Origin of the sequence: Bacillus sp. FSL M8-0025 (assembly GCF_037975475.1) — a bacterium.
Lineage (GTDB): Bacteria > Bacillota > Bacilli > Bacillales > Bacillaceae > Bacillus > Bacillus subtilis.
In genome coordinates this window covers 1,267,841-1,286,112 of sequence record NZ_CP150258.1, presented here as the reverse complement: position 1 = coordinate 1,286,112, position 18,272 = coordinate 1,267,841, and the positions used below count along the sequence as shown (strand labels likewise).

The 18,272-nt window shown below is 45.1% G+C and carries 22 protein-coding genes; 6 read left to right on the top strand and 16 right to left on the bottom strand.

Going from position 1 to position 18,272, the window contains the following annotated elements; all coding sequences use genetic code 11:
* Positions 1-13: 13 nt before the first annotated feature.
* From MKX38_RS06705 to MKX38_RS06690, 4 genes are read right to left on the bottom strand one after another with little or no spacing between them, the layout of a single operon-like run.
* Positions 14-181 (bottom strand): hypothetical protein, encoded by a 168-nt coding sequence (locus MKX38_RS06705; protein WP_003245588.1) that lies wholly within the window; start codon positions 179-181, stop codon positions 14-16.
* A complete protein-coding gene (locus tag MKX38_RS06700; RefSeq protein ID WP_015252287.1) occupies positions 181-981 on the bottom strand; it encodes an ATP-binding protein in 801 nt (266 codons plus the stop codon). The genes MKX38_RS06705 and MKX38_RS06700 overlap by 1 nt, the downstream gene beginning before the upstream one ends.
* Positions 881-1,717 (bottom strand): phage-like element PBSX protein XkdB, encoded by an 837-nt coding sequence (locus MKX38_RS06695; RefSeq protein ID WP_003245799.1) that lies wholly within the window; start codon positions 1,715-1,717, stop codon positions 881-883. The genes MKX38_RS06700 and MKX38_RS06695 overlap by 101 nt, the downstream gene beginning before the upstream one ends.
* A complete protein-coding gene (locus tag MKX38_RS06690; protein WP_251232883.1) occupies positions 1,704-1,883 on the bottom strand; it encodes a hypothetical protein in 180 nt (59 codons plus the stop codon). The genes MKX38_RS06695 and MKX38_RS06690 overlap by 14 nt, the downstream gene beginning before the upstream one ends.
* Positions 1,884-2,061: 178 nt before the next feature.
* On the opposite strand from MKX38_RS06690, the gene xre reads away from it, so the two are divergent.
* Positions 2,062-2,403 carry an HTH-type transcriptional regulator Xre gene (xre, locus tag MKX38_RS06685; protein WP_212059172.1) on the top strand — a complete coding sequence of 114 codons (342 nt, stop codon included), beginning with the start codon at positions 2,062-2,064 and terminating at the stop codon, positions 2,401-2,403.
* A 162-nt stretch (positions 2,404-2,565) separates the two neighbouring features.
* Positions 2,566-3,162 (top strand): ImmA/IrrE family metallo-endopeptidase, encoded by a 597-nt coding sequence (locus MKX38_RS06680; protein WP_024572596.1) that lies wholly within the window; start codon positions 2,566-2,568, stop codon positions 3,160-3,162.
* Positions 3,163-3,205: 43 nt separating this feature from the next.
* On the opposite strand, the gene MKX38_RS06675 is transcribed toward MKX38_RS06680, so the two are convergent.
* The gene (locus MKX38_RS06675; protein ID WP_131227335.1) at positions 3,206-4,042 is read right to left on the bottom strand and encodes a manganese catalase family protein; all 837 of its coding nucleotides are present in this window, start codon (positions 4,040-4,042) and stop codon (positions 3,206-3,208) included.
* Positions 4,043-4,118: 76 nt separating this feature from the next.
* The gene (locus tag MKX38_RS06670) at positions 4,119-4,721 is read right to left on the bottom strand and encodes a poly-gamma-glutamate hydrolase family protein (protein ID WP_015252289.1); all 603 of its coding nucleotides are present in this window, start codon (positions 4,719-4,721) and stop codon (positions 4,119-4,121) included.
* A gap of 104 nt (positions 4,722-4,825) precedes the next feature.
* Between MKX38_RS06670 and MKX38_RS06665 the strand changes: the two genes are divergently transcribed.
* Entirely contained in the window at positions 4,826-5,203 is a 378-nt protein-coding gene (locus MKX38_RS06665) for a PH domain-containing protein (protein WP_014479546.1), read from the top strand.
* 39 nt (positions 5,204-5,242) lie between these two features.
* On the opposite strand, the gene MKX38_RS06660 is transcribed toward MKX38_RS06665, so the two are convergent.
* On the bottom strand, positions 5,243-6,196 hold the full coding sequence (locus MKX38_RS06660) for an N-acetylmuramoyl-L-alanine amidase (RefSeq protein WP_339189043.1): 954 nt from the start codon (positions 6,194-6,196) through the stop codon (positions 5,243-5,245).
* 120 nt (positions 6,197-6,316) lie between these two features.
* On the opposite strand from MKX38_RS06660, the gene MKX38_RS06655 reads away from it, so the two are divergent.
* Positions 6,317-6,574, top strand: coding sequence for a YciI family protein (locus MKX38_RS06655; protein ID WP_003232731.1), 258 nt, complete (start codon positions 6,317-6,319; stop codon positions 6,572-6,574).
* A 30-nt stretch (positions 6,575-6,604) separates the two neighbouring features.
* Here MKX38_RS06655 and phrA read toward each other — a convergent pair whose 3' ends face one another.
* From phrA to yjoB, 3 genes are all read right to left on the bottom strand, one after another.
* A complete protein-coding gene (phrA, locus tag MKX38_RS06650) occupies positions 6,605-6,739 on the bottom strand; it encodes a phosphatase RapA inhibitor PhrA (protein WP_003245487.1) in 135 nt (44 codons plus the stop codon).
* Positions 6,729-7,865, bottom strand: coding sequence for a response regulator aspartate phosphatase RapA (gene rapA / locus MKX38_RS06645; RefSeq protein ID WP_015252291.1), 1,137 nt, complete (start codon positions 7,863-7,865; stop codon positions 6,729-6,731). Before rapA ends, phrA begins: the two co-directional genes overlap by 11 nt.
* Positions 7,866-8,010: 145 nt before the next feature.
* Positions 8,011-9,282: an ATPase YjoB gene (yjoB, locus tag MKX38_RS06640; RefSeq protein ID WP_339189040.1), complete on the bottom strand. Its 1,272-nt coding sequence runs from the start codon at positions 9,280-9,282 to the stop codon at positions 8,011-8,013.
* 148 nt (positions 9,283-9,430) lie between these two features.
* Between yjoB and MKX38_RS06635 the strand changes: the two genes are divergently transcribed.
* Positions 9,431-9,895: a DinB family protein gene (locus tag MKX38_RS06635; protein WP_014479541.1), complete on the top strand. Its 465-nt coding sequence runs from the start codon at positions 9,431-9,433 to the stop codon at positions 9,893-9,895.
* Between the two features lie 224 nt (positions 9,896-10,119).
* Positions 10,120-10,884, top strand: a complete 765-nt coding sequence (locus MKX38_RS06630; RefSeq protein WP_033884348.1) for a sulfite exporter TauE/SafE family protein — start codon at positions 10,120-10,122, stop codon at positions 10,882-10,884.
* A gap of 40 nt (positions 10,885-10,924) precedes the next feature.
* Here MKX38_RS06630 and MKX38_RS06625 read toward each other — a convergent pair whose 3' ends face one another.
* From MKX38_RS06625 to uxuA, 6 genes are all read right to left on the bottom strand, one after another.
* A complete protein-coding gene (locus MKX38_RS06625) occupies positions 10,925-12,418 on the bottom strand; it encodes an altronate dehydratase family protein (protein WP_251232880.1) in 1,494 nt (497 codons plus the stop codon).
* A complete protein-coding gene (locus MKX38_RS06620; RefSeq protein ID WP_339189038.1) occupies positions 12,415-13,857 on the bottom strand; it encodes a tagaturonate reductase in 1,443 nt (480 codons plus the stop codon). The genes MKX38_RS06625 and MKX38_RS06620 overlap by 4 nt, the downstream gene beginning before the upstream one ends.
* Before the next feature lie 74 nt (positions 13,858-13,931).
* The gene (locus MKX38_RS06615) at positions 13,932-14,933 is read right to left on the bottom strand and encodes a LacI family DNA-binding transcriptional regulator (protein ID WP_339189035.1); all 1,002 of its coding nucleotides are present in this window, start codon (positions 14,931-14,933) and stop codon (positions 13,932-13,934) included.
* 87 nt (positions 14,934-15,020) lie between these two features.
* Positions 15,021-16,289 (bottom strand): MFS transporter, encoded by a 1,269-nt coding sequence (locus MKX38_RS06610; protein WP_003245531.1) that lies wholly within the window; start codon positions 16,287-16,289, stop codon positions 15,021-15,023.
* Between the two features lie 47 nt (positions 16,290-16,336).
* Positions 16,337-17,173, bottom strand: coding sequence for an SDR family oxidoreductase (locus MKX38_RS06605; protein WP_167559916.1), 837 nt, complete (start codon positions 17,171-17,173; stop codon positions 16,337-16,339).
* Positions 17,170-18,249, bottom strand: a complete 1,080-nt coding sequence (gene uxuA / locus MKX38_RS06600) for a mannonate dehydratase (protein ID WP_088325657.1) — start codon at positions 18,247-18,249, stop codon at positions 17,170-17,172. The genes MKX38_RS06605 and uxuA overlap by 4 nt, the downstream gene beginning before the upstream one ends.
* Positions 18,250-18,272: the final 23 nt, after the last annotated feature.

Here is an 18,272-nt window from a genome sequence, read left to right as displayed (position 1 = left end):
AGCAGTCAGCTGTTTAATCATAGATATTCAGCCTCGCTTTTCCCGCTGTCAGCATTTGCTCCAGCTTTTGAATGACAGGCGTTAAATCAGTGCCGGACCGGCAGTTCGGACATGGATGAAAAACGACTCCAATACCGGTATGTTCCACAATGACTTTCTTTGTTTGACAAAGCTTACACATTATCTGACGCCCTCCAATCTGTGGTTAAGCTCGTAGGCTGCTCCTTTGATAATCACTAAATAGTCACTGCACATCTCATAGATTCTCGTGCCGAGCGCTTCATCAACCCGTACAAGTGCTTCAATAGTCAGCTCGCTCGAAAGCAAAATCGGTTTATGATTTAAGTAGCGATAGTTGAGTACCGAATACATTTGCTCTAATTGCCAATCTGTAGCGCGGGGTTTGCCGTTAACCGGTTTAAACAGATCATCAATGAACAGCACATCCGCCTGCTTCATCCGGTTCAGCTTCGCTTCTAATAGGGCAAAATCATTTTTCAGATCAGTAAAGCCTTCCACGAACGGAAAATAAATGACAGGCACATAGCATGTTCTCATTAATTCGTTGGCTGCGGCGGTCAAAAGGTGTGTTTTCCCTGATCCGGGCTGTCCTAAAAGGGCAATGCTGTTTTTTCGGCAATCCTTGATTTGTTCATAATCGGCAACATACTCTTTTGTACACTCAAATGCGTCTTTTATGGCCTGCGGCTTTCCCTCCGTGCGGAATTCCTTGAAGCCGAGCTGTCTGAAAGCGTGGGTAATCTCACTTGCACCCAGCAGCCGCTTCACTTTTCGTTCTGCCATGCAGCTGCACATCGTCCAGACTTCCAGGCCATTCTGCCTGACGAGATAACCTCCCTGATCCTTGCAGCGCAGGCAATCATACCTGCTTGCGTCTGATTCGGCCGGTTTGTCCGCCAGTAATGGACGTCTCCCTCTTCTCAGCTCGTCCAAAATCTGTTCGATTGTTCGTTTTGTCATGTTTTTTCATCCTCTCATGCTGAATTGCGGCATTCTTTTTGGCTTGCTGCGCGAAAAATCGATCTTCAATGAATTTCGAGCAGTAGCGAAAAGCCTTGATTGTTTCAGAAGCGGCGGTCCGCCGGTTTTCAAAAGCCTGAAAGCATTCTTCAAGCCATTTGATTGTTTGCGTGACAGGAACGCCGATGGCAACAATGCGGGCGATGGCTTGATAATCTCTTGAGGAAGGATACACGGTGCGTCCTTCTTGAGCCGACCGTAATTGTGTAAACCGCTTCGCAATGTGATCCACTGCATCATCAGCAGCAGTATATTTGTTTGTTTTATCTATATCTGTACGGTCGTTTGTGTCCGGTGTCTGCGGCGAAAATGGCCGTTCTTTTAGACTCCCGTGTACAGTATTGTCCGATCTGAAGCTGAATTTTTTGGAATGCTTGACCGAAATCATCAGTCCGTATGGCGCACGGACGGCCTTTATGTAATCATGGTTTTCGAGAAGCTCCAGCCATCTTCTGACGGTTTTTTCACTTACGCCGAAGACTGCCGCCATTTCTCTCGCTTTTAACGGCTTATGGCCGAGTACGATGCCCCAGCTTACCCCGTCTTTTTCGATTTCTTTTGTTGTTGAGCTGATAAACCAGAGAAACAGCCATAGCGCCGGGCCAATTTTGTCATAATGTTCTGAATTCAATAACCCTGAATACGTCGGAAAAGGATAGCTTTTATCGTTTTTCATTGGACGACGCTTCTCCCTTTAACATCATGTATGCTTGAAACTGCTCTTGCGTTTCAAAGTGGAACACCGGAAGGCCGCATGCCGTAAACGAAATGGTGCCGCCGGATTGTCCGAGATGGCGCTGATCTATGGGATTTTCACTAAAAACAATTTGGATTGGATACATGTGATCACTCTCCTGATCTTTTTTTGATACATTTTGTATCAGCTGTTACCAAGTATAAACGATACATTCTGTATCATCAAGTTATTTTTGATACTTTTTTTATCATAACTTTATTTTGATACATATTGTATCTATAATCATAAGTAACGTAGGGAGATTAAAAAAGAGAGGTCATAGTATGATAGGCGGCAGATTGAAGAGTCTCAGAGGGAAAAGGACACAGGAAGAAATCGCATCACACATCGGTGTGTCACGGGCACGATATTCCCACTATGAAAATGGGCGAAGCGAACCTGATTACGACACACTCCAAAAGCTGGCTGATTACTTTCAAGTAACGACTGATTACTTATTAACGGGGAAAGACAAAAAATCCGATAACGATATGTTCTCAGATCCGGACCTGCAGCTTGCATACCGCGATATGCAGGATTTTTCCCCAGAAAGCAAACAGCAGGCCATCGAATTTATCAACTATTTAAAAGAAAAAGAGAAAAACCGCAAACCGAAAAATAAATAAATCGTTCTCTGTTCTCTAAAACATATAAAAAGTAGACCGATATAAAGAAAAAAGTGTTTATTTTTAAAAGAAAAGGGAAAGATTTCTACACTACTTTCCAGTCCTATACGGGCTTTTCTTTCTCGCTAAAAACAGAACAAACGTTCGAAAGGGAGTATTCAATTGGGCGATTACTTATCACATCTGGAGGAATACGTTAAAAATTTATACGGCCGGCTGGGCATCACATCCCCTCATCACATTGACATGCTGAAAATCGCAAAGGATCTGGATATTTGGGTGCATTTTGAGGATATGGGGAGCATGATGGTGAAATACGACGGCATGTACAGTATCGTATTGAACCAAAAAAAGTCACGGGAAGAGCAATGGGAGGATTTTGGCCATGAGCTGTGCCACGTGTTAAAGCATGCAGGCAATCATTTTCAGATGAACAAGCTCTTCAGAGAGCTTCAAGAATTCCAGGCAAATCAATTTATGTACCACTTCTGTGTGCCAACCTTTATGCTGTTGCAGATGGAACTGCCGCAATGGAGAAGCCAGGCACTCGCCACAATTTCGGCGGTATTCCGGGTAACAAAGGAATTTGCTGATAAAAGGCTTGACATGTTTGAACGGCGTAAAGCAGGTATTCAATTTCAGAAGCGGCTCGCTTATTTATTATCTCACAAGCGGCCACATGCGTACGAGGAAGGCGATCAACAGCACTTGCAGGTCGCTGAGGAAAAAGCGTTATATCATATTGGCAAAAACATCTGATCAAATAAGGGCTGAGGATATATTCCTCAGCCCAGAAGAGAACCTAACATTTCGACATTGGGGGAACTGTATTATGCAGCCACATGGGCGCCGGTTTAAGATGAGGCGCAGATGCGAACGCAATCGGAGCCGGGATATACCTGAATTCACCCCGGCCGTCAAAGGCTTCCCCATGTGCCCATCTTCCTTGTGAGCTTTCATCCCCCCTGGAAAAGTTAAACAGGTCATAGGAGACTTCCTGTTTTTCGAGCTCACGCGGAAACGTCGTCGGGACGACAATATCCCGTTCTCTTTCCTCCAGCTCTTTAATGGCCGCATACCACATATTTTGATGATAGGTATCCCTTGCAATCAAAAATGACAGCATATCTCTTACCCCTGGATCATCGGTCATGGCATAAAGCCGTGTCACCTGAAGGCGTCCTTGGGCCTCCGCATTTAAGTTAGCGCGAAAATCGGCCAGCAAGTTTCCGCTTGAGATAATGTATTTTGCATTCCACGGATAGCCCTCACTATCTGATGCCATCGCCCCCAATCCGGACACAATCGCGTGCTGAGGATTCATCCCTGACATGACTGCTGCAATAGCGGGATTGCTTTTATAAGCATCCTCCTGTACATCCGCGGGTGCATTGTCCAGAAGTCTGGAAATCATCGTTGCCAGCATTTCTACGTGCCCAATCTCTTCGGTCCCCACATCATATAACAAATCTCTATACTTAGTATCCGCCCTGCAGTTAAACCCTTGAAACAAATACTGCATCATGACGCTAATTTCACCGAATTGGCCGCCGAGCACCTCTTGAAGTTTTTTCGCATAAACCGGATCAGGATGAGCTGGCTTTGCTTGATATTGAAGCTCTTTTATATGATAAAACATGAATCATTCCTCCCCACACTTTCGCACAACCCCAGCGTATGAAGGAATAGGCCGACCGTGCAGGTCCCGTCTAGTTTTATTTATAAAAGCCAAGCTTGACGGCTTCCACATATCGATCAAACAAATCGTTTTGTATGTAGCTTTTATCACGGCACCCAAAATTGCGGAATAGCGCATTTCGCTGTGCCGTGCTTACCTCCAATTGCAGTCCCATTTCTCTTTTCGTCCGATTGACAATATTGTTTGGGTGTACACCTGCCAGGCGGTCTTTCTCATTGGTGAGCTCGGCGCTAAAACCCGCTTCATTCAGACGCTCACAAATGAGCTTGGCTTTTTTACGATCCGCCCCCCCGACCAATGTATGCGGGATTTTCGGATCATAATACCCGTGAAACGCTAATGCGTAATGGTGGTCATTCACTTTTTCTAAAGCCAGCGGCTCATCAAAACGAATGCTAGTGAGATGCAAGGAACGGTTGTTTCGCTGCTTTAGACCCTCAAACAAATAGATGGAACATCGATCCGAAAATGCCCGTACCAGTTCACTGACGCCAGGCTCAATTCTGCCGCCGTGAGGACCGAGGACGATAAGCTCACTTCCGTTTTTCTCCTCATAAATAATCCGGTACTCCGACTCAGAAGCAGAAAGGGCTGCAAAGCTGTCATACATATCTTCCATTTTGAACGCCCCCTTTACCAGTCAGCACCAGTTTACTCTACTCATCTATGAATGAAAACCTTTTTTATAGTATGATTTGATAGAATACGCAGAGGAGGTATATGATGGGGTTTATTGATGGATTACTCGGCAATGCGTCAACACTGTCAACGGCTGCTGTAAAAGAAGAGCTTGCTCATATTTTACTTGAGGGTGAGAAGGTTGAAGCCGCGTTTAAGCTGGTTCGCGATTTGATTGTCTTCACTGACAAGCGGCTTATTCTTGTGGACAAGCAGGGGATCACAGGCAAGAAAACGGAGTTTCAATCGATTCCGTACAAAAGCATTTCCAGATTCAGCGTGGAAACGGCCGGCCGCTTTGACCTCGATTCAGAGCTGAAAATTTGGATTTCCGGCGCAGAGCTCCCTGCCGTCTCAAAGCAGTTTAAAAAAGATGAGAGCATTTATGATATTCAAAAGGTGCTTGCCGCAGTTTGTATGTAAGGCAAAAAGACGGAAGCTTCACAGCTTCCGTCTTTTCATTTACAGCTTTTCCTCCAGCTTCGCTTTCGTTTTCGGACCGTAAATCCCATCAGCCGTTAAACCGCTGACAGACTGAAAACGTTTCACTGCATTTGCTGTTTTCGGGCCATAAACGCCGTCAACGCCGTGATTTTTCGCTCCTTTATCAGGATAAAAATAAAGAGCGGCTAAAGCGGTCTGCACCTGCTTTACTTTTGTCCCTTTCGTCAGCGGGCTTGTCACTTTGATCACGCCGGATGGGAGCGGATATGAGGATGCGGCATGGCTTTTAGAAGCAGATGCCGTCTGAGGCAGTTTGATCACTTGTCCGACTTTAATGTAATTCGGGTCAGTGATATGATTGATGCTTTGCAGCGTTTTCACACTGACTCCGTGTGATGCGGCAATCCCTGACAATATGTCGCCTTTTTTCACATGATATTCAGACGCTGAAGAAGAGACTGCAGCTTTTTTAGCTGATACGCCCCCGTTTAATTCCTTTTCAATTGCCGCCTTCACTTGATCCCAGCGCCCCTCTGATAAAATGCGGTGCGGGCAATACTTTCCGTTCCAGTCCTGGTGCTTTCTCACCCGATCGATGCCCCAGCCGCGCTCCTTCAAAAGCTGTGCTACAAATGAAATCGCCAAGGCTTCAGCTGCCTCATACTTCGGGCCTCCCGATTTGCTGTAGCAAATCTCAACACCGATTGATTTGCGGTTTCCCGGACCGTTTGTGCCGTCACCTGTGTGCCAGGCGTTTCGGTTAAGCGGCAGACCTTGAATCACCTCTTGATCATCGACCGCAAAATGAAAGCTTGTCGAGCTTGTGTTCCCGATCATATAGCTGATTTCATTGGCCGCTGATGCATCGTTTGCCGTGTTGTGAATGGTAATGTATTCAGCGGACATTGCATTAGGACACTTCAACGCGTATTTCGCCTCAGAAACCAAATTTTTCTTTACTGGAATGCTCACCTATCATCTCTCCTTTTCTTTTTTCATAAATAGGTGGCATTCGTAGGACGAAAAGCTCATATCATCTATCACTGCAATATGGATAAATGTGTTAAACTGAAGTTCACGGAGGGTCTGAATATGTATACATATTTAATGCTGACAATGAGAACGGAGAAATTTAATCAGGAGCATGTGGCTGGGCACTATGAATTTCTGGATCGTTTACAGGCAGAAAAACGTTTAAAAATGTTTGGGCCATTCAGCGACGCCACAGGCGGAGCGTATGTCATCGAAGCAGATTCACTGGAAGAGGCAGCGGAAATCGGCCATGCGGATCCGCTGGTGGCAAGTGGATCTTCTGAGCTGACGATAAAAGAATGGAAGCTGAAGAAATAAAAAAGACCCCTAAGGGTCTTTTTTTATGCATCATGTTTGATTGCGTGCCGCAATATGAAATGTTTTCCCTTCTGTGTTTGCTGTTTCACCTGCATGAACCATCACCTGAGTAAAGCTGAACCCGACCGCAACGAGCAACAAACCTGACATCCATTTAGATTTCATATAAACAATCTCCTCTCTGGATTTGTTTTTGTGCGTGCACCATTTTCTCATAAAATGAAAGTGCTTTTTCGGGCTGTCCGTTTTCTATATAGAATTGGGCAGCATCATGCGCCAGCTCTTCAATATAAGGATACAGCATATGTTCTTCAAGAAATTGAAAGGTGTGTGAGACCGATTCTGTGTCAATGTTTTTTCCGTATAACGCATGTAAAAATTGAAAAAGCTCCACAAATAATTCATCACTGTATTGACGGGCGATTTCCAATCCTTCACGATACTTTTTTTGCGCTTCGGCGTCATTTTTTTGTTTATACAGAACTTGTGTTAAAGAGTAGATAGAATGCGGAAGATTATCGAACTTTTCCGACTTGCAAATAGAAACAGATTTCTCAAAGTATTCGGCTGCCTTTTGCAGTTCACCCATTTTCTCATAGCAGTTTCCGAGATTATATAGGGCAGAACTGATCAAGCGGGGATTGCCTTCTTTCTTTGCAAGATCTAAAGCCAGTTCTAAGTGGGGCAATGCTCTTTCTGGATACTGCATATCATCATAATTACCTGCAATAACGAATTCACATTGGATTCTGCGGACGGTGTACGTTTCATACATTTGGTATGTTTCTAATGCCTGAACGGCGTAGCTCATCGAAACATAGGTTTGTTTTAAATTGTAAAAAATCTCAGCCATTTTAAAAGCAAACTCTGCTTTCTCAATATCATCCGAGACGAGGGCAAGATTCTTTTCTGCCCGTTTATAATACATCATGGCACTGACAAACATCTTCTGCTTAAATTCATACATTCCTCGAAAAAAGTTAAAGTAATATTCGAGAAGCCCTGTCAGCTTGTACTGATTCCCTTCGATGTCTTCTAACAATTCTGAAAACTCTAGCTGCGACGTGTCCTCTCCAAAAGGCTTAATGTAATCCAGCATGACACGGTGCCTGAACTCCATTAAAGAATAATACAGCAGCAAATCTTGGTCTTCTTCCATATCCTCAATTTCTCTTTCTACTTCGAGCTTGACCCGTTCGGCTTCAGCGACGTGGAACTGCCGGATATGAGTATACCATTCATTAATTTTAAGCCCGACATAAGAGGACGGAATCGTCTGCTTCATCCTCAATTAATCCCCCCTTTTTGAATTACCCGAGATATGTAATATTTTATCATATTTACAAGAAAAAGAAGAACGCAAAATAACCGCAATTGTCGAATTTCGGCTAACCGCAACAAAAAAGCACGGGGTTTTCAAACACCCGTGCTTTCTTTTAGTGAAAACCGACTTTGTTTCTTTCCATCCAGCTTCCCCGCTGGCTTTTTCTTTGCTCTCCTGTCATGTCTTTCACCATGGTTTCAATATGGTGATCCCCTTCTTGGTGCCATTGAAGAGCTGAAGATACATATAATTCTCCCAGCTGTGCAAAGGAAAAGCCTTCTGTAAGTTTTGCGGCGTTTTTTATTTCTCCTTCACTCAAAAAGATGCCAAAGCCTCTCATTTTCATATATTCCAGCCGCAGCTCTTCATCCGGAAGCCCGATTTCATAGGCACGGTCAAATCGCCCTGCACGATTCATCAAACCTGGATCGATCTCTTCGGGATAGTTTGTCGTACCGATGAGAAATAGCCCCTCTTTTGATGTCGCGCCGTCCAGCGTATTGAGAAAAAAGGACCGCACATCTTCCGGCATCGAATCTATATCCTCGATGACCAGAACTGCAGGAGCGAGGCGTCTCGCTGCCTGAAAGACTTCTTCTATTGTCTCGCTCGACGTAAATTCAGTAATTTGCCAATAAGCAACAGGTGCATCGATACTGCCTGCGATCGACTTCACTAACGTCGTCTTTCCGTTTCCAGGAGGTCCATATAACAGAATGCCGCGCTTGTAAGGGATGTCATATGTTTGATAAAACGATTTATCACTATGAAAAAACTGATCAATTGATCTGTATATCTCTTTTTTCAATAGCGGATTCATGATGACTTGACGCCGCTGAACCTCTCTGACAATGGCTTCCTGCTCTCTTGAAGTCCCTCCATCTCCATCCGTAAACACGGTCACTTTTCGCTTGCTTTTTTCCAAAAGACGCGGTCTGACTCCCTCCAGAAATGCACGCATCTTTTCATCGTTAACCGCAAACAGACAATCAAAACTCATAATGCTCCCATCTTGAAAATATGGAATTCTGGCAAAAGCAACTCCCTTTTCAGGATACGCGTATACACTGTTTCTTATAGACTTATGGACGGTATAATCCGGTTCTTTCTCATCTTCATCGTAAGCAAAGGTTTTCTTTTCAAGCTTTTCAAATATATATGCCACATGCTCAGGCTCCAATGAACCGCTGCGGACATCTTCTACAAGAAGCTCCCAGTATTCCGTATTTGGATCATCACTGGCATAGAGCTCATAGAATACACCGTATTGATCATAAAGCGTTTCTTCAATCCGTGTGATAAGGTAACCGAAAGTGCCGTAGCCCGCCGCAGCTCTTTCATTCTCTTTTTCTTCGTACTGATAAATGAAAGGTATGTTAGTCATGTTTATACTCCATTTCATGTTTTGTGAACGTTATATATACGATTGACATAGCATTTTGTTTCATCCCACAGCATATTACTTGTGAATTCGTAACCGTTGATATAGGATTTCATTGCACCATTTATTTTTACATATGGAGGAGATCATAATGAGCCAATCCAATCAAATTGTCAGCCATTTTTTATCCCATCGAAACGTGACCAATGAGCTTGCCGAAAAAATCAGCAAAGACCATTACAGCTACAAACCGGCAGAAACATCAATGTCAGCAGAAGAGCTGGTCAAACACATTCTTACGTCTTTCCACTTGTTCGCAAATGTCATTAAGGAAGGCAATGCCTCACCATTTCAAAACAAGCAGGAAGAAACAGAAACAGATCTCAATGTTCTGGCAAAAACATATACAGAAAAAACGGCCGCTATCCTTGAACAGCTGACTGAAGAGCAGCTGGACAGAGAAATTGATCTGACATCCGCTTTCGGCAGAAAAGTCACAGGCCGCGCGCTGCTTCAGCTTGCAATGGAGCATGAAATTCACCATAAAGGCAACCTGTTCGTGTATGTGCGGGAAATGGGCCACACTGAGCTTCCTTTCTATCAGCAGCGCATGTAGCGTAAACAAGAAAAAAGATACCTGTTAAGAGGTATCTTTTTTTTGTGCCTTTAGTACTTCTCGATTTCGTCCAGACACTCATTATAGGGCAAATGAATAGAGATATTGAGCATACCAAAATTTCAAGCAGCTAACGTGCAAAAATTCAAAAAATTTAATTGATTAACGCGTCCTAATCATATATAATCTGATAAAAATAGTCGGGTTTTCAGGAGGCCTTTATCATGAGTGTAAGCATCATATTGATGGGTTTGTTTGTCGGAGCCTTAGTCGGATTGACGGGAGTGGGTGGAGCGGCCTTATTAACTCCCCTTTTAATTGTGCTTGGAATTAATCCTTCCATCGCGGTCGGTACAGATCTTGTATATAACTCGATCACAAAGCTGTTTGGCGTTGCCTCCCATTGGCGGCAGAAAACGATTAACTTTAAATTGGTAAAATACTTAGCCATCGGCAGTATTCCGAGTGCTTCGCTAGCCATTGGCATATTGCATTTGTTCCCCGCCTTTCACCAGCATCAGGAAGAAATTATTAAGCACGCTCTAGGATATGTGTTAACGCTGGTTGCCATTTCAATCATCGTTCGTTTGTTTTTGGATAGAAAACTTCGCCCCAACCGCTGGCAGCTGATGCCGCTTGAAGATAAGAGGGCGCTGACGATTCTTATTGGTGTGGTGTTTGGGTTTATCGTCGGATTAACATCAATCGGTTCCGGCTCATTATTTGCAATCGCTATGATTTACTTATTTAACATGAAAGCGTCACAGATTGTCGGAACCGATATCGCGCATGCATTTCTTCTTGTTACGGCAGCAGGCATTTTGAACGCAAGCTTCGGAAGCGTGGATTACATGCTGGCAGCTAATCTGCTCATTGGTTCAATTCCCGGCGTGCTGATCGGAAGCCATCTTTCGCCTCGATTCTCCCCGCGTCCACTGCAATTTATTATGGCGTCCATTATTTTAGTCAGCGGTTTAAAATTGATTTAATGAAGAAGGCTATCCGCGCTTGAAGGATAGCCTTTTCTTATTATAGCGTCACACCCGATTTAAAAATGGCGAGTTCTCTGAAATCATTTTTTTCATGGTTCACAAGCTGGCCGCTTGCCACCTCTATCATATAGTGGATAAACTCACGCAGCACATATTCCTCATGAACATCATCCTCTGCTAAAAGGCCTGCGTTAAAATCAATCCAATGCGGCTTCGCCTCATACAGCTCGGTGTTTGTCGCTACTTTCACCGTCGGGACAAAGGTGCCAAACGGCGTGCCTCTTCCCGTTGTAAAGAGGACAATTTGGCAGCCGGCAGCCGCCAATGCGGAGGAGGCGATCAAATCATTGCCCGGCGCGCTCAAAAGCGTCAGCCCTCTTGTCTTGAGCACTTCCCCGTATTTCAAGACATCCGTGACAGGAGAAATCCCCGCTTTTTGCGTACAGCCCAGCGATTTATCCTCAAGTGTAGAAATGCCGCCCGCTTTGTTGCCCGGTGAAGGATTTTCGTACACCGGCTGATCATGTTTGATAAAATATTGTTTAAAATCATTGATTAATTGGACTATCTTATGAAACACTTCTTCATTGGCAGCCCGCTGCATCAGGATGGTTTCTGCGCCGAACATTTCCGGAACTTCCGTCAGCACCGTGCTCCCTCCCTGTGCAATGAGATAATCTGAGAAACGTCCAAGCAGCGGGTTTGCGGTTATGCCGGAAAAACCGTCCGAACCTCCGCATTTCAGCCCGATCTTCAGTTCAGACAGCGGAATGTCTTCTCTCTTATCTCCTTTGGCCGCTTCATGAATTTCCTTCAGCAAAGCAACGCCTGCCTCCATTTCGTCGGTCACCGACTGGGATTCCAGAAACTTCACCCGCTCCAGGTTCACATCTTGCAGTGCTTCCTTCATTCTTGCCAGCTCATTGTTTTCACAGCCAAGCCCTAACACCAAGACGCCGCCGGCATTTGGATGGCGAATGGCATTCAGCAGGATTTGCTTCGTATTTTCATGATCGTCGCCAAGCTGCGAGCATCCGTATTGATGCTTTAACACCAGTACGTTATCAAATGGAGCGATATCCCCTGTTTCTCTGACAAAACGCTGCAGCATTTTTTCTGCTATTCCATTGACACAGCCGACAGTTGGGACAATCCACAATTCATTCCGTACACCCGCATCTCCGTTTTCTCTTCTAAAACCTTTAAACGTCCGGTTCTCATTAGAATACGGATTTTCATCAAATCTCGGTGTATAGCTGTATGATTGGATATCAGACAGGTTTGTTTTCGTATTATGGACATGAATATGCTCTCCGATCGAGATATCTTGTGATGCATGACCGATTGGAAACCCGTACTTGATGATGCTGTCATTTTCTTTAATAGGCTGCAATGCAATCTTGTGGCCTCTTTTTATATCATCCTTTACTTCAACCGACACACCGTCCGCATGCAGCCTCTCTCCCTTTTGGATATCCCGCAGTGCAAGAAGGACATTATCTTGCTTATGAATCTTTATAAACGACTTCAACGTACCTCTCCCCCTTGTATGCAGTATTGTTCAAGAGCCCGCTGCATGCCCAGCTCATGAATATGATTCAAGTAAACAGCGACTCTATCAGTCAGCTTCGGTATCTCATTGAGATCTGCCCCCCACAGCCGCTGTTCGCCTAACACTCTTGATGCAATCCGAAGCATGTCGCCATCCTCCTGACACCAAACCTCTTTGAAAAATTGAAGCACTGCCGGATCATCCTGCAATGTCTCATTATTATGATAAAAATACAGAAGAGCGCTGAAAGAAAACACCAAGCGTTCAGGAAGCTGTCCCTTTTGTTCAGAATATTCCTTAAGAGTCGGCAGGTTTCTCGTTTTGAATTTGGAAATGGCGTTCAATGCAATGCTTTCCAGGTAATGCTTAATATACGGGTTTTTAAAACGGTTCAGCACATCGTCAGCATACTGAGAAAGACCTTCCATTTTTAAAACAGGAAGAATTTCGTCATCAATCAGCTCTCTTATAAATCGCCCCACTTCCGGATGCTCGACTGCATCCCTAACAGTCTTCAAGCCGTATAATAAAGCCACTGGCGTCATTGCTGTATGAGCGCCATTTAAAATTCTTACTTTTTTAGTCCGGTATGGGGTGAGGTCGCTGACGATCTTTGTATGCAGCCCTGCAACCGCAAAGGGAAGTTCTTTTCCAATCCAATCAGGCCCCTCGATAACCCATAAATAATATTGCTCTCCCACAACTATCAAATCATCCTGATAGCCAAGATCTGCCGTGATCTCCTCGATGCTGTCTACAGGAAAACCCGGGACAATCCGATCTACTAAACTATTACAAAACGTATTGGCCTCATGAACCCACTGTGTAAAACCTTCCTCCAGCTTCCACAGATGTGCATAATGAAGAACCGTTTCCTTCAGCTTTTCACCGTTCTTCTCGATCAGTTCACATGGGAGTAGGACACACCCTTTTGTCTGATCTCCTTTAAAAGCCTGATAGCGGAAGTAGAGAAATGCAGTTAATTTCCCAGGGAATGTTTTTTGCGGCCTATCCTCTAAACGATCTTTTTCATCACATACAATCCCAGCCTCAGTGGTGTTGGAGATAATAAACCGAAGCCTTTCGCTTGATGCCAATTCTTTGTATGCTTCATAATCAGAAAACAGGTCAATTCCCCGGCTGATTGAGTTGATAATCATATGCTCGTTTACCGCTTCTCCGTCTTTCATTCCTTGTAAAAAAAGCGTATATAACCCATCTTGCTGATTTAATCGTTTGATTTTTTCTGAACCCCTTGGCTGAACAACCGCCACACTCCCATTAAAATCAGTGTGTTGATTCAATTGATCAATCTGCCAATCGATAAATCCCCGAAGAAAGTTTCCTTCTCCGAATTGGAGAATTTTTTCTGGATACTGAGTATAGTGATCGTACACATTTTTATTCAGCTTCTGCACCCTTATTGCCTCCCTCTTTTTATGCACACGTTAACATTTTTCTGTATAAAGAATGCCCGCTGAAAAACGGGACATCACGTCGTCAATCGCCTGACTGAATCACGCACCATAAATTCTGTGTTTTCCAAGATTTTTTCTGCTTTTGATTCGGGCTTGCTGATCAGAGACAAGAGTTTTTGCGCGCCAAGCACGCTGATTTTCTCCACTGGGCGCTTTACTGTTGAAAGCCTTGGCGTGATGTACTGTGAAAAACCAATATCATCAAACCCGATCACCGAAATATCATCAGGGACGCGCAGGCCCTTTGCGAATATCGCATTCATCGCTCCGATTGCCATGTCATCATTCGAACAAAAAACAGCGGTTGGAGGATTCGGCAGTGCCAGCAGCCGCTCCATCGCTTGAAAGCCGCTTTCCATATCGTACTGTCCTTTGACACTGTATTCATGCTTGATCGGAATATGATGTTGAATCAGTGCGGATAAGTACCCTTCCTTTCGCTGCTGGGAGGATTTAAAGCCTTCGATCCCCTCGATGATGGCGATGTCTTGATGTCCGGACTGAATGAAGTATTCTACAGCTTCTTGAGAGCCTTCCTTGTCATTGGACAAAATATTCGTGATGGTACGATCATCAATATCACGATTCAGCACGACAAGCGGAATGTTTTTTTCGCGAATATGGTAAATAAAAGAATTATCAATGTCACTTTGGCTCATTAAAATGATGCCGTCATATCTCATCGGTGTAACGGAGTCATAGTTTTTCAGATCATCAATGCCGCGCACATACAGATTGTAATCCTCACTTATGGCTTGATTGACGCCTTTGATAGTGTCTGCAAAGAAGCTGTGTGAGGTTCCGTTTGTAATGCTTGTAAAGAATAGCCCGATCGTATGCGACTTTTGCATCGCCAGACTTTTCGCATTTACATTTGGTGTATAGTTGAGCTGCTCTGCTAGCTCTAATATTTTTTTCTTCGTATGTTCTTTGATGTAAGGGCTGTTGTTGAGTGCTCTGGAAACAGTAGTGTGGGATACGTTTGCGAGTTTTGCGATATCTTTTATGGTTACCATCTAATTCCCTTCCTTATCATACCGGCTGCGATTATTTACTGTATATTGTATCATCAAACATACCGCCTCTCCCACTATATTTCCAGATTAATAAGACACAGGATTCTCAGCTTCTGTTCCCGCTGGCTTACCAATGATTGGACGGACAAAACGAATCACAGCAAGTGAAGCGAAGACAGCCAGCCCACCGGCAAGCAAAAATGCTCCAGAAAACGTGCCTGTTTGGTCAACAATAAATCCGGTTAAAGCCGGGCCGATAATTCCTGCCGTGTTGGCGAGGAAATGCATGAAGCCGCCAACAGAACCGACATTGTTTTGATCAACCACATCTTGAATGACAGCCCAATAGATAGCACCGGTCAAATAAAGAAAGAACACTGACAGAGCGACAAGAGTGACAGCCCCCGCAGTCGTTGCCACAAGCCCGGCAAAACCAATCAGGACAGCTGATGAAAACAAACACGTGACAAGCACAACCTTGCGCGAGAACAGCACACCTTTTCGGGCCGTTTTTTTGTACACATAGTCAGAAACAAATCCCCCCGCAGCCAGCCCGATAAATCCTAAAATCCACGGTATGACCGTGATGACACTCATCGATTCAACACTTAATCCCCGCTCGTCGACAAGATAGCTCGGAAACCATGTCAAAAAGAAGAAGAGGATGTAGTTGTAAGCGAAAAAAGCGAACGCCGTGAACAGGACCGTTTTTTGCTTCAGGTAAAAGGTGAGCGGAATTTTTTCTCCGGGAGACGTTTCTGCTTTTATTGCCGGTGCTTCCTTGATCGTCTCTTGCGGCTTTTCTTTGACAAACTTGAACCAGAGCACTGCCCATATCAATCCAATAATCATAATGAGAACGAAGGATACCTTCCAGCTGAACGCCACTGCGATCATGCCGACTATCGGGCCGGAAATGGCTCCCCCGAGGGGCGTGCCGCTGTTGGTTACACCGATAACGGACGCCCGCTGGGTCGGCGGGAACCAGTTGTTCACCATCTTGTTGATGGTCGCCGAAAGCGGGCCTTCTCCCATTCCGAAGAGAATGCGTATAATCAGCAGGCTGACAAAGCCAAAAGCGAGGGCGACTGCTCCGCTAAACAGCGACCAAACAACCATCGCGACAAACAAGGTCAGCTTTGCCCCATAGCGGTCGGATGCCACGCCCCCAAGAAAATTAAAAATGGCATAACCTATCGAAAAACTGCTGAAAATCAAGCCCATTTGCGTGGCAGACAATGTGAGATCATCCTGAATAAAAGGAGCTGCAATGGAAAGCGCCGAGCGATCCAGGTAATTAATCACCCCTGCCAGGAACAAAAAAAGGATAACGGGAAGCTTATCTTTTGAAAACATCTCAACCTCACCCCTATGTTGGTTCAGTTTCTGTTGCACCGCTTTCGTTACACACCTGAATAAGCCATAAATCCTCCATCGACAGGAACGGTGATCCCAGTGACAAAACCGGAATAGGATTCATCCGCCAGCCAAAGGAGCGTACCGAGCAAATCCTCCGGTTTTCCGAAGCGCTTCATCGGTGTTCCCGCAATAATTTTGTGAGATCGGCTGGTGAACGTTCCGTCTTGGTTGATCAGCAGATCATGATTTTGTTTTGTCAGAAAGAAGCCTGGGGCAATCGCATTGACCCGCAGCCCGGTTTCGGCAAAATGAACAGCCATCCACATCGTAAAATTATTAATGGATGCTTTCGCGGCACTGTATGCCGGAACCTTCGTCATAGGTGAATAAGCACTCATCGAAGAAAGATTGATAATCGCGGGTGAATCTGCCTTCAGCAGTTCTTTTCCAAACACTTGCGAGGCCAGAAACGCACCGGTGAAGTTGGTGGAGAATACAGTTAGAAAGCCCCTCTCATCCATATCAAAAAAGGATTGGCCTTCTCCCGCTTCTTCATATGTCTCCACATCGGTTATCGCGGCAGGATGATTGCCGCCAGCCCCGTTAATTAACAGATCAACAGCGCCAAATTTGCCAAGGATGTCTTCCTTTGCCCGCTCCAGTGACATCCTGTCCAGCACATCCGCAGCAACAGCGCACGCTGTGCCGCCAGCCGCCGTTATCTCCTTCACGACCGCTTGGCCTTTTTCAGCCGTCCGATTCAAAATCGCCACCTTCATGCCATGACGGGCTAGCTCCCGGGCCATCGCAGAGCAAAGCACGCCGCTGCCGCCAGTGATGACAGCCGTTTTACCTGCCAGGTTCTCATGCAGCGGGATCATACGCCCACCTCTTTTTTTGCCATTGCTTCATAGGCGTCCCACAGCCCGTTCAAATACATGATGCCAAGTGCCCGATCGTATAAGCCATATCCCGGGCGGCATTGCTCGCCCCAAAGATGGCGCCCATGATCCGGTCTGACATATCCTTCGTAATCCTGCTTATGCAGTTCTTCCATCACGCCTTGAATGTTGATCGAACCATCCTTTGTTAAATGAGATGTTTCAATAAAATCGCCATTCTCATAAATTTTCACATTGCGAATATGTGAAAATGGAGCGATGCCGGCATACGTTTTAGCGATCTCCACCATGTCGTTAGCGGGATTGGCTCCCATTGAACCTGTACAAAGGGTGATACAATTAGACGGTGAATCTGATATCGCCCGCAGTTTCTTATAGCTTGCCTCTCCTGTGATAATGCGCGGCAGTCCGAAAATCGGCCACGGCGGGTCATCCGGATGAATGGCCATTTGAACACCATAGGCCTCAGCAACAGGAAGAATTTCCTGCAAAAAGAATGATAAATTGTCCCATAACTTTTCTTCATCGACCGTTCTGTAGGCAGCAAAAAGCTCTTTGATCCGAGCCAATTTTTCGGGCTCCCACCCCGGCAGCGTCATGTCGGATGCTTCCTCCACCGTCCGAATCAGCTCTTGAGGATCAAGGCTTTCCACCTTGGCCTTTTCAAAAAACAGAGCGGTCGATCCATCTTCTAGCGGCCGGAACATGTCCGTGCGTGTCCAGTCAAAAACCGGCATAAAATTATAGCAGATCACTTTCACGCCAAACCCGGCAAGGTTGCGGATCGTTTGCTTGTAGTTTTCAATATACCGGCCGCGTTCTTCATTCCCAAGTTTAATCGCTTCGTGAACATTCACGCTTTCTACAACTTCAGCATGAAAACCATAGGATTGAATATATTCGGTCTCGGCTCTGATTTCTTCTTTTTCCCACACGTCGCCGACAGGCTTTTGATGGAGAGCCCAAACGATGCCTTTGACTCCGGGAATTTGCTTCACGTGTTCAAGTGTGACTGTATCGTTGCCTCGCCCATACCATCGGAATGTCATATTCATGCTCGCACCTCCGGATTCAGTCA

Coding starts and splice junctions, on each gene's coding strand:
- MKX38_RS06705 (WP_003245588.1), bottom strand. CDS start 181: ATGTGTAAGCTTTGTCAAACAAAGAAAGTCATTGTGGAACATACCGGT.
- MKX38_RS06665 (WP_014479546.1), top strand. CDS start 4,826: ATGGGGTTTATTGATGGATTACTCGGCAATGCGTCAACACTGTCAACG.
- yjoB (WP_339189040.1), bottom strand. CDS start 9,282: ATGACTAACATACCTTTCATTTATCAGTACGAAGAAAAAGAGAATGAA.
- uxuA (WP_088325657.1), bottom strand. CDS start 18,249: ATGAATATGACATTCCGATGGTATGGGCGAGGCAACGATACAGTCACA.
- MKX38_RS06670 (WP_015252289.1), bottom strand. CDS start 4,721: ATGGAAGATATGTATGACAGCTTTGCAGCCCTTTCTGCTTCTGAGTCG.
- MKX38_RS06605 (WP_167559916.1), bottom strand. CDS start 17,173: ATGATCCCGCTGCATGAGAACCTGGCAGGTAAAACGGCTGTCATCACT.
- MKX38_RS06635 (WP_014479541.1), top strand. CDS start 9,431: ATGAGCCAATCCAATCAAATTGTCAGCCATTTTTTATCCCATCGAAAC.
- MKX38_RS06690 (WP_251232883.1), bottom strand. CDS start 1,883: ATGTATCCAATCCAAATTGTTTTTAGTGAAAATCCCATAGATCAGCGC.
- MKX38_RS06655 (WP_003232731.1), top strand. CDS start 6,317: ATGTATACATATTTAATGCTGACAATGAGAACGGAGAAATTTAATCAG.
- MKX38_RS06695 (WP_003245799.1), bottom strand. CDS start 1,717: ATGAAAAACGATAAAAGCTATCCTTTTCCGACGTATTCAGGGTTATTG.
- MKX38_RS06615 (WP_339189035.1), bottom strand. CDS start 14,933: ATGGTAACCATAAAAGATATCGCAAAACTCGCAAACGTATCCCACACT.
- MKX38_RS06610 (WP_003245531.1), bottom strand. CDS start 16,289: ATGTTTTCAAAAGATAAGCTTCCCGTTATCCTTTTTTTGTTCCTGGCA.
- MKX38_RS06675 (WP_131227335.1), bottom strand. CDS start 4,042: ATGTTTTATCATATAAAAGAGCTTCAATATCAAGCAAAGCCAGCTCAT.
- phrA (WP_003245487.1), bottom strand. CDS start 6,739: ATGAAATCTAAATGGATGTCAGGTTTGTTGCTCGTTGCGGTCGGGTTC.
- xre (WP_212059172.1), top strand. CDS start 2,062: ATGATAGGCGGCAGATTGAAGAGTCTCAGAGGGAAAAGGACACAGGAA.
- MKX38_RS06630 (WP_033884348.1), top strand. CDS start 10,120: ATGAGTGTAAGCATCATATTGATGGGTTTGTTTGTCGGAGCCTTAGTC.
- MKX38_RS06700 (WP_015252287.1), bottom strand. CDS start 981: ATGACAAAACGAACAATCGAACAGATTTTGGACGAGCTGAGAAGAGGG.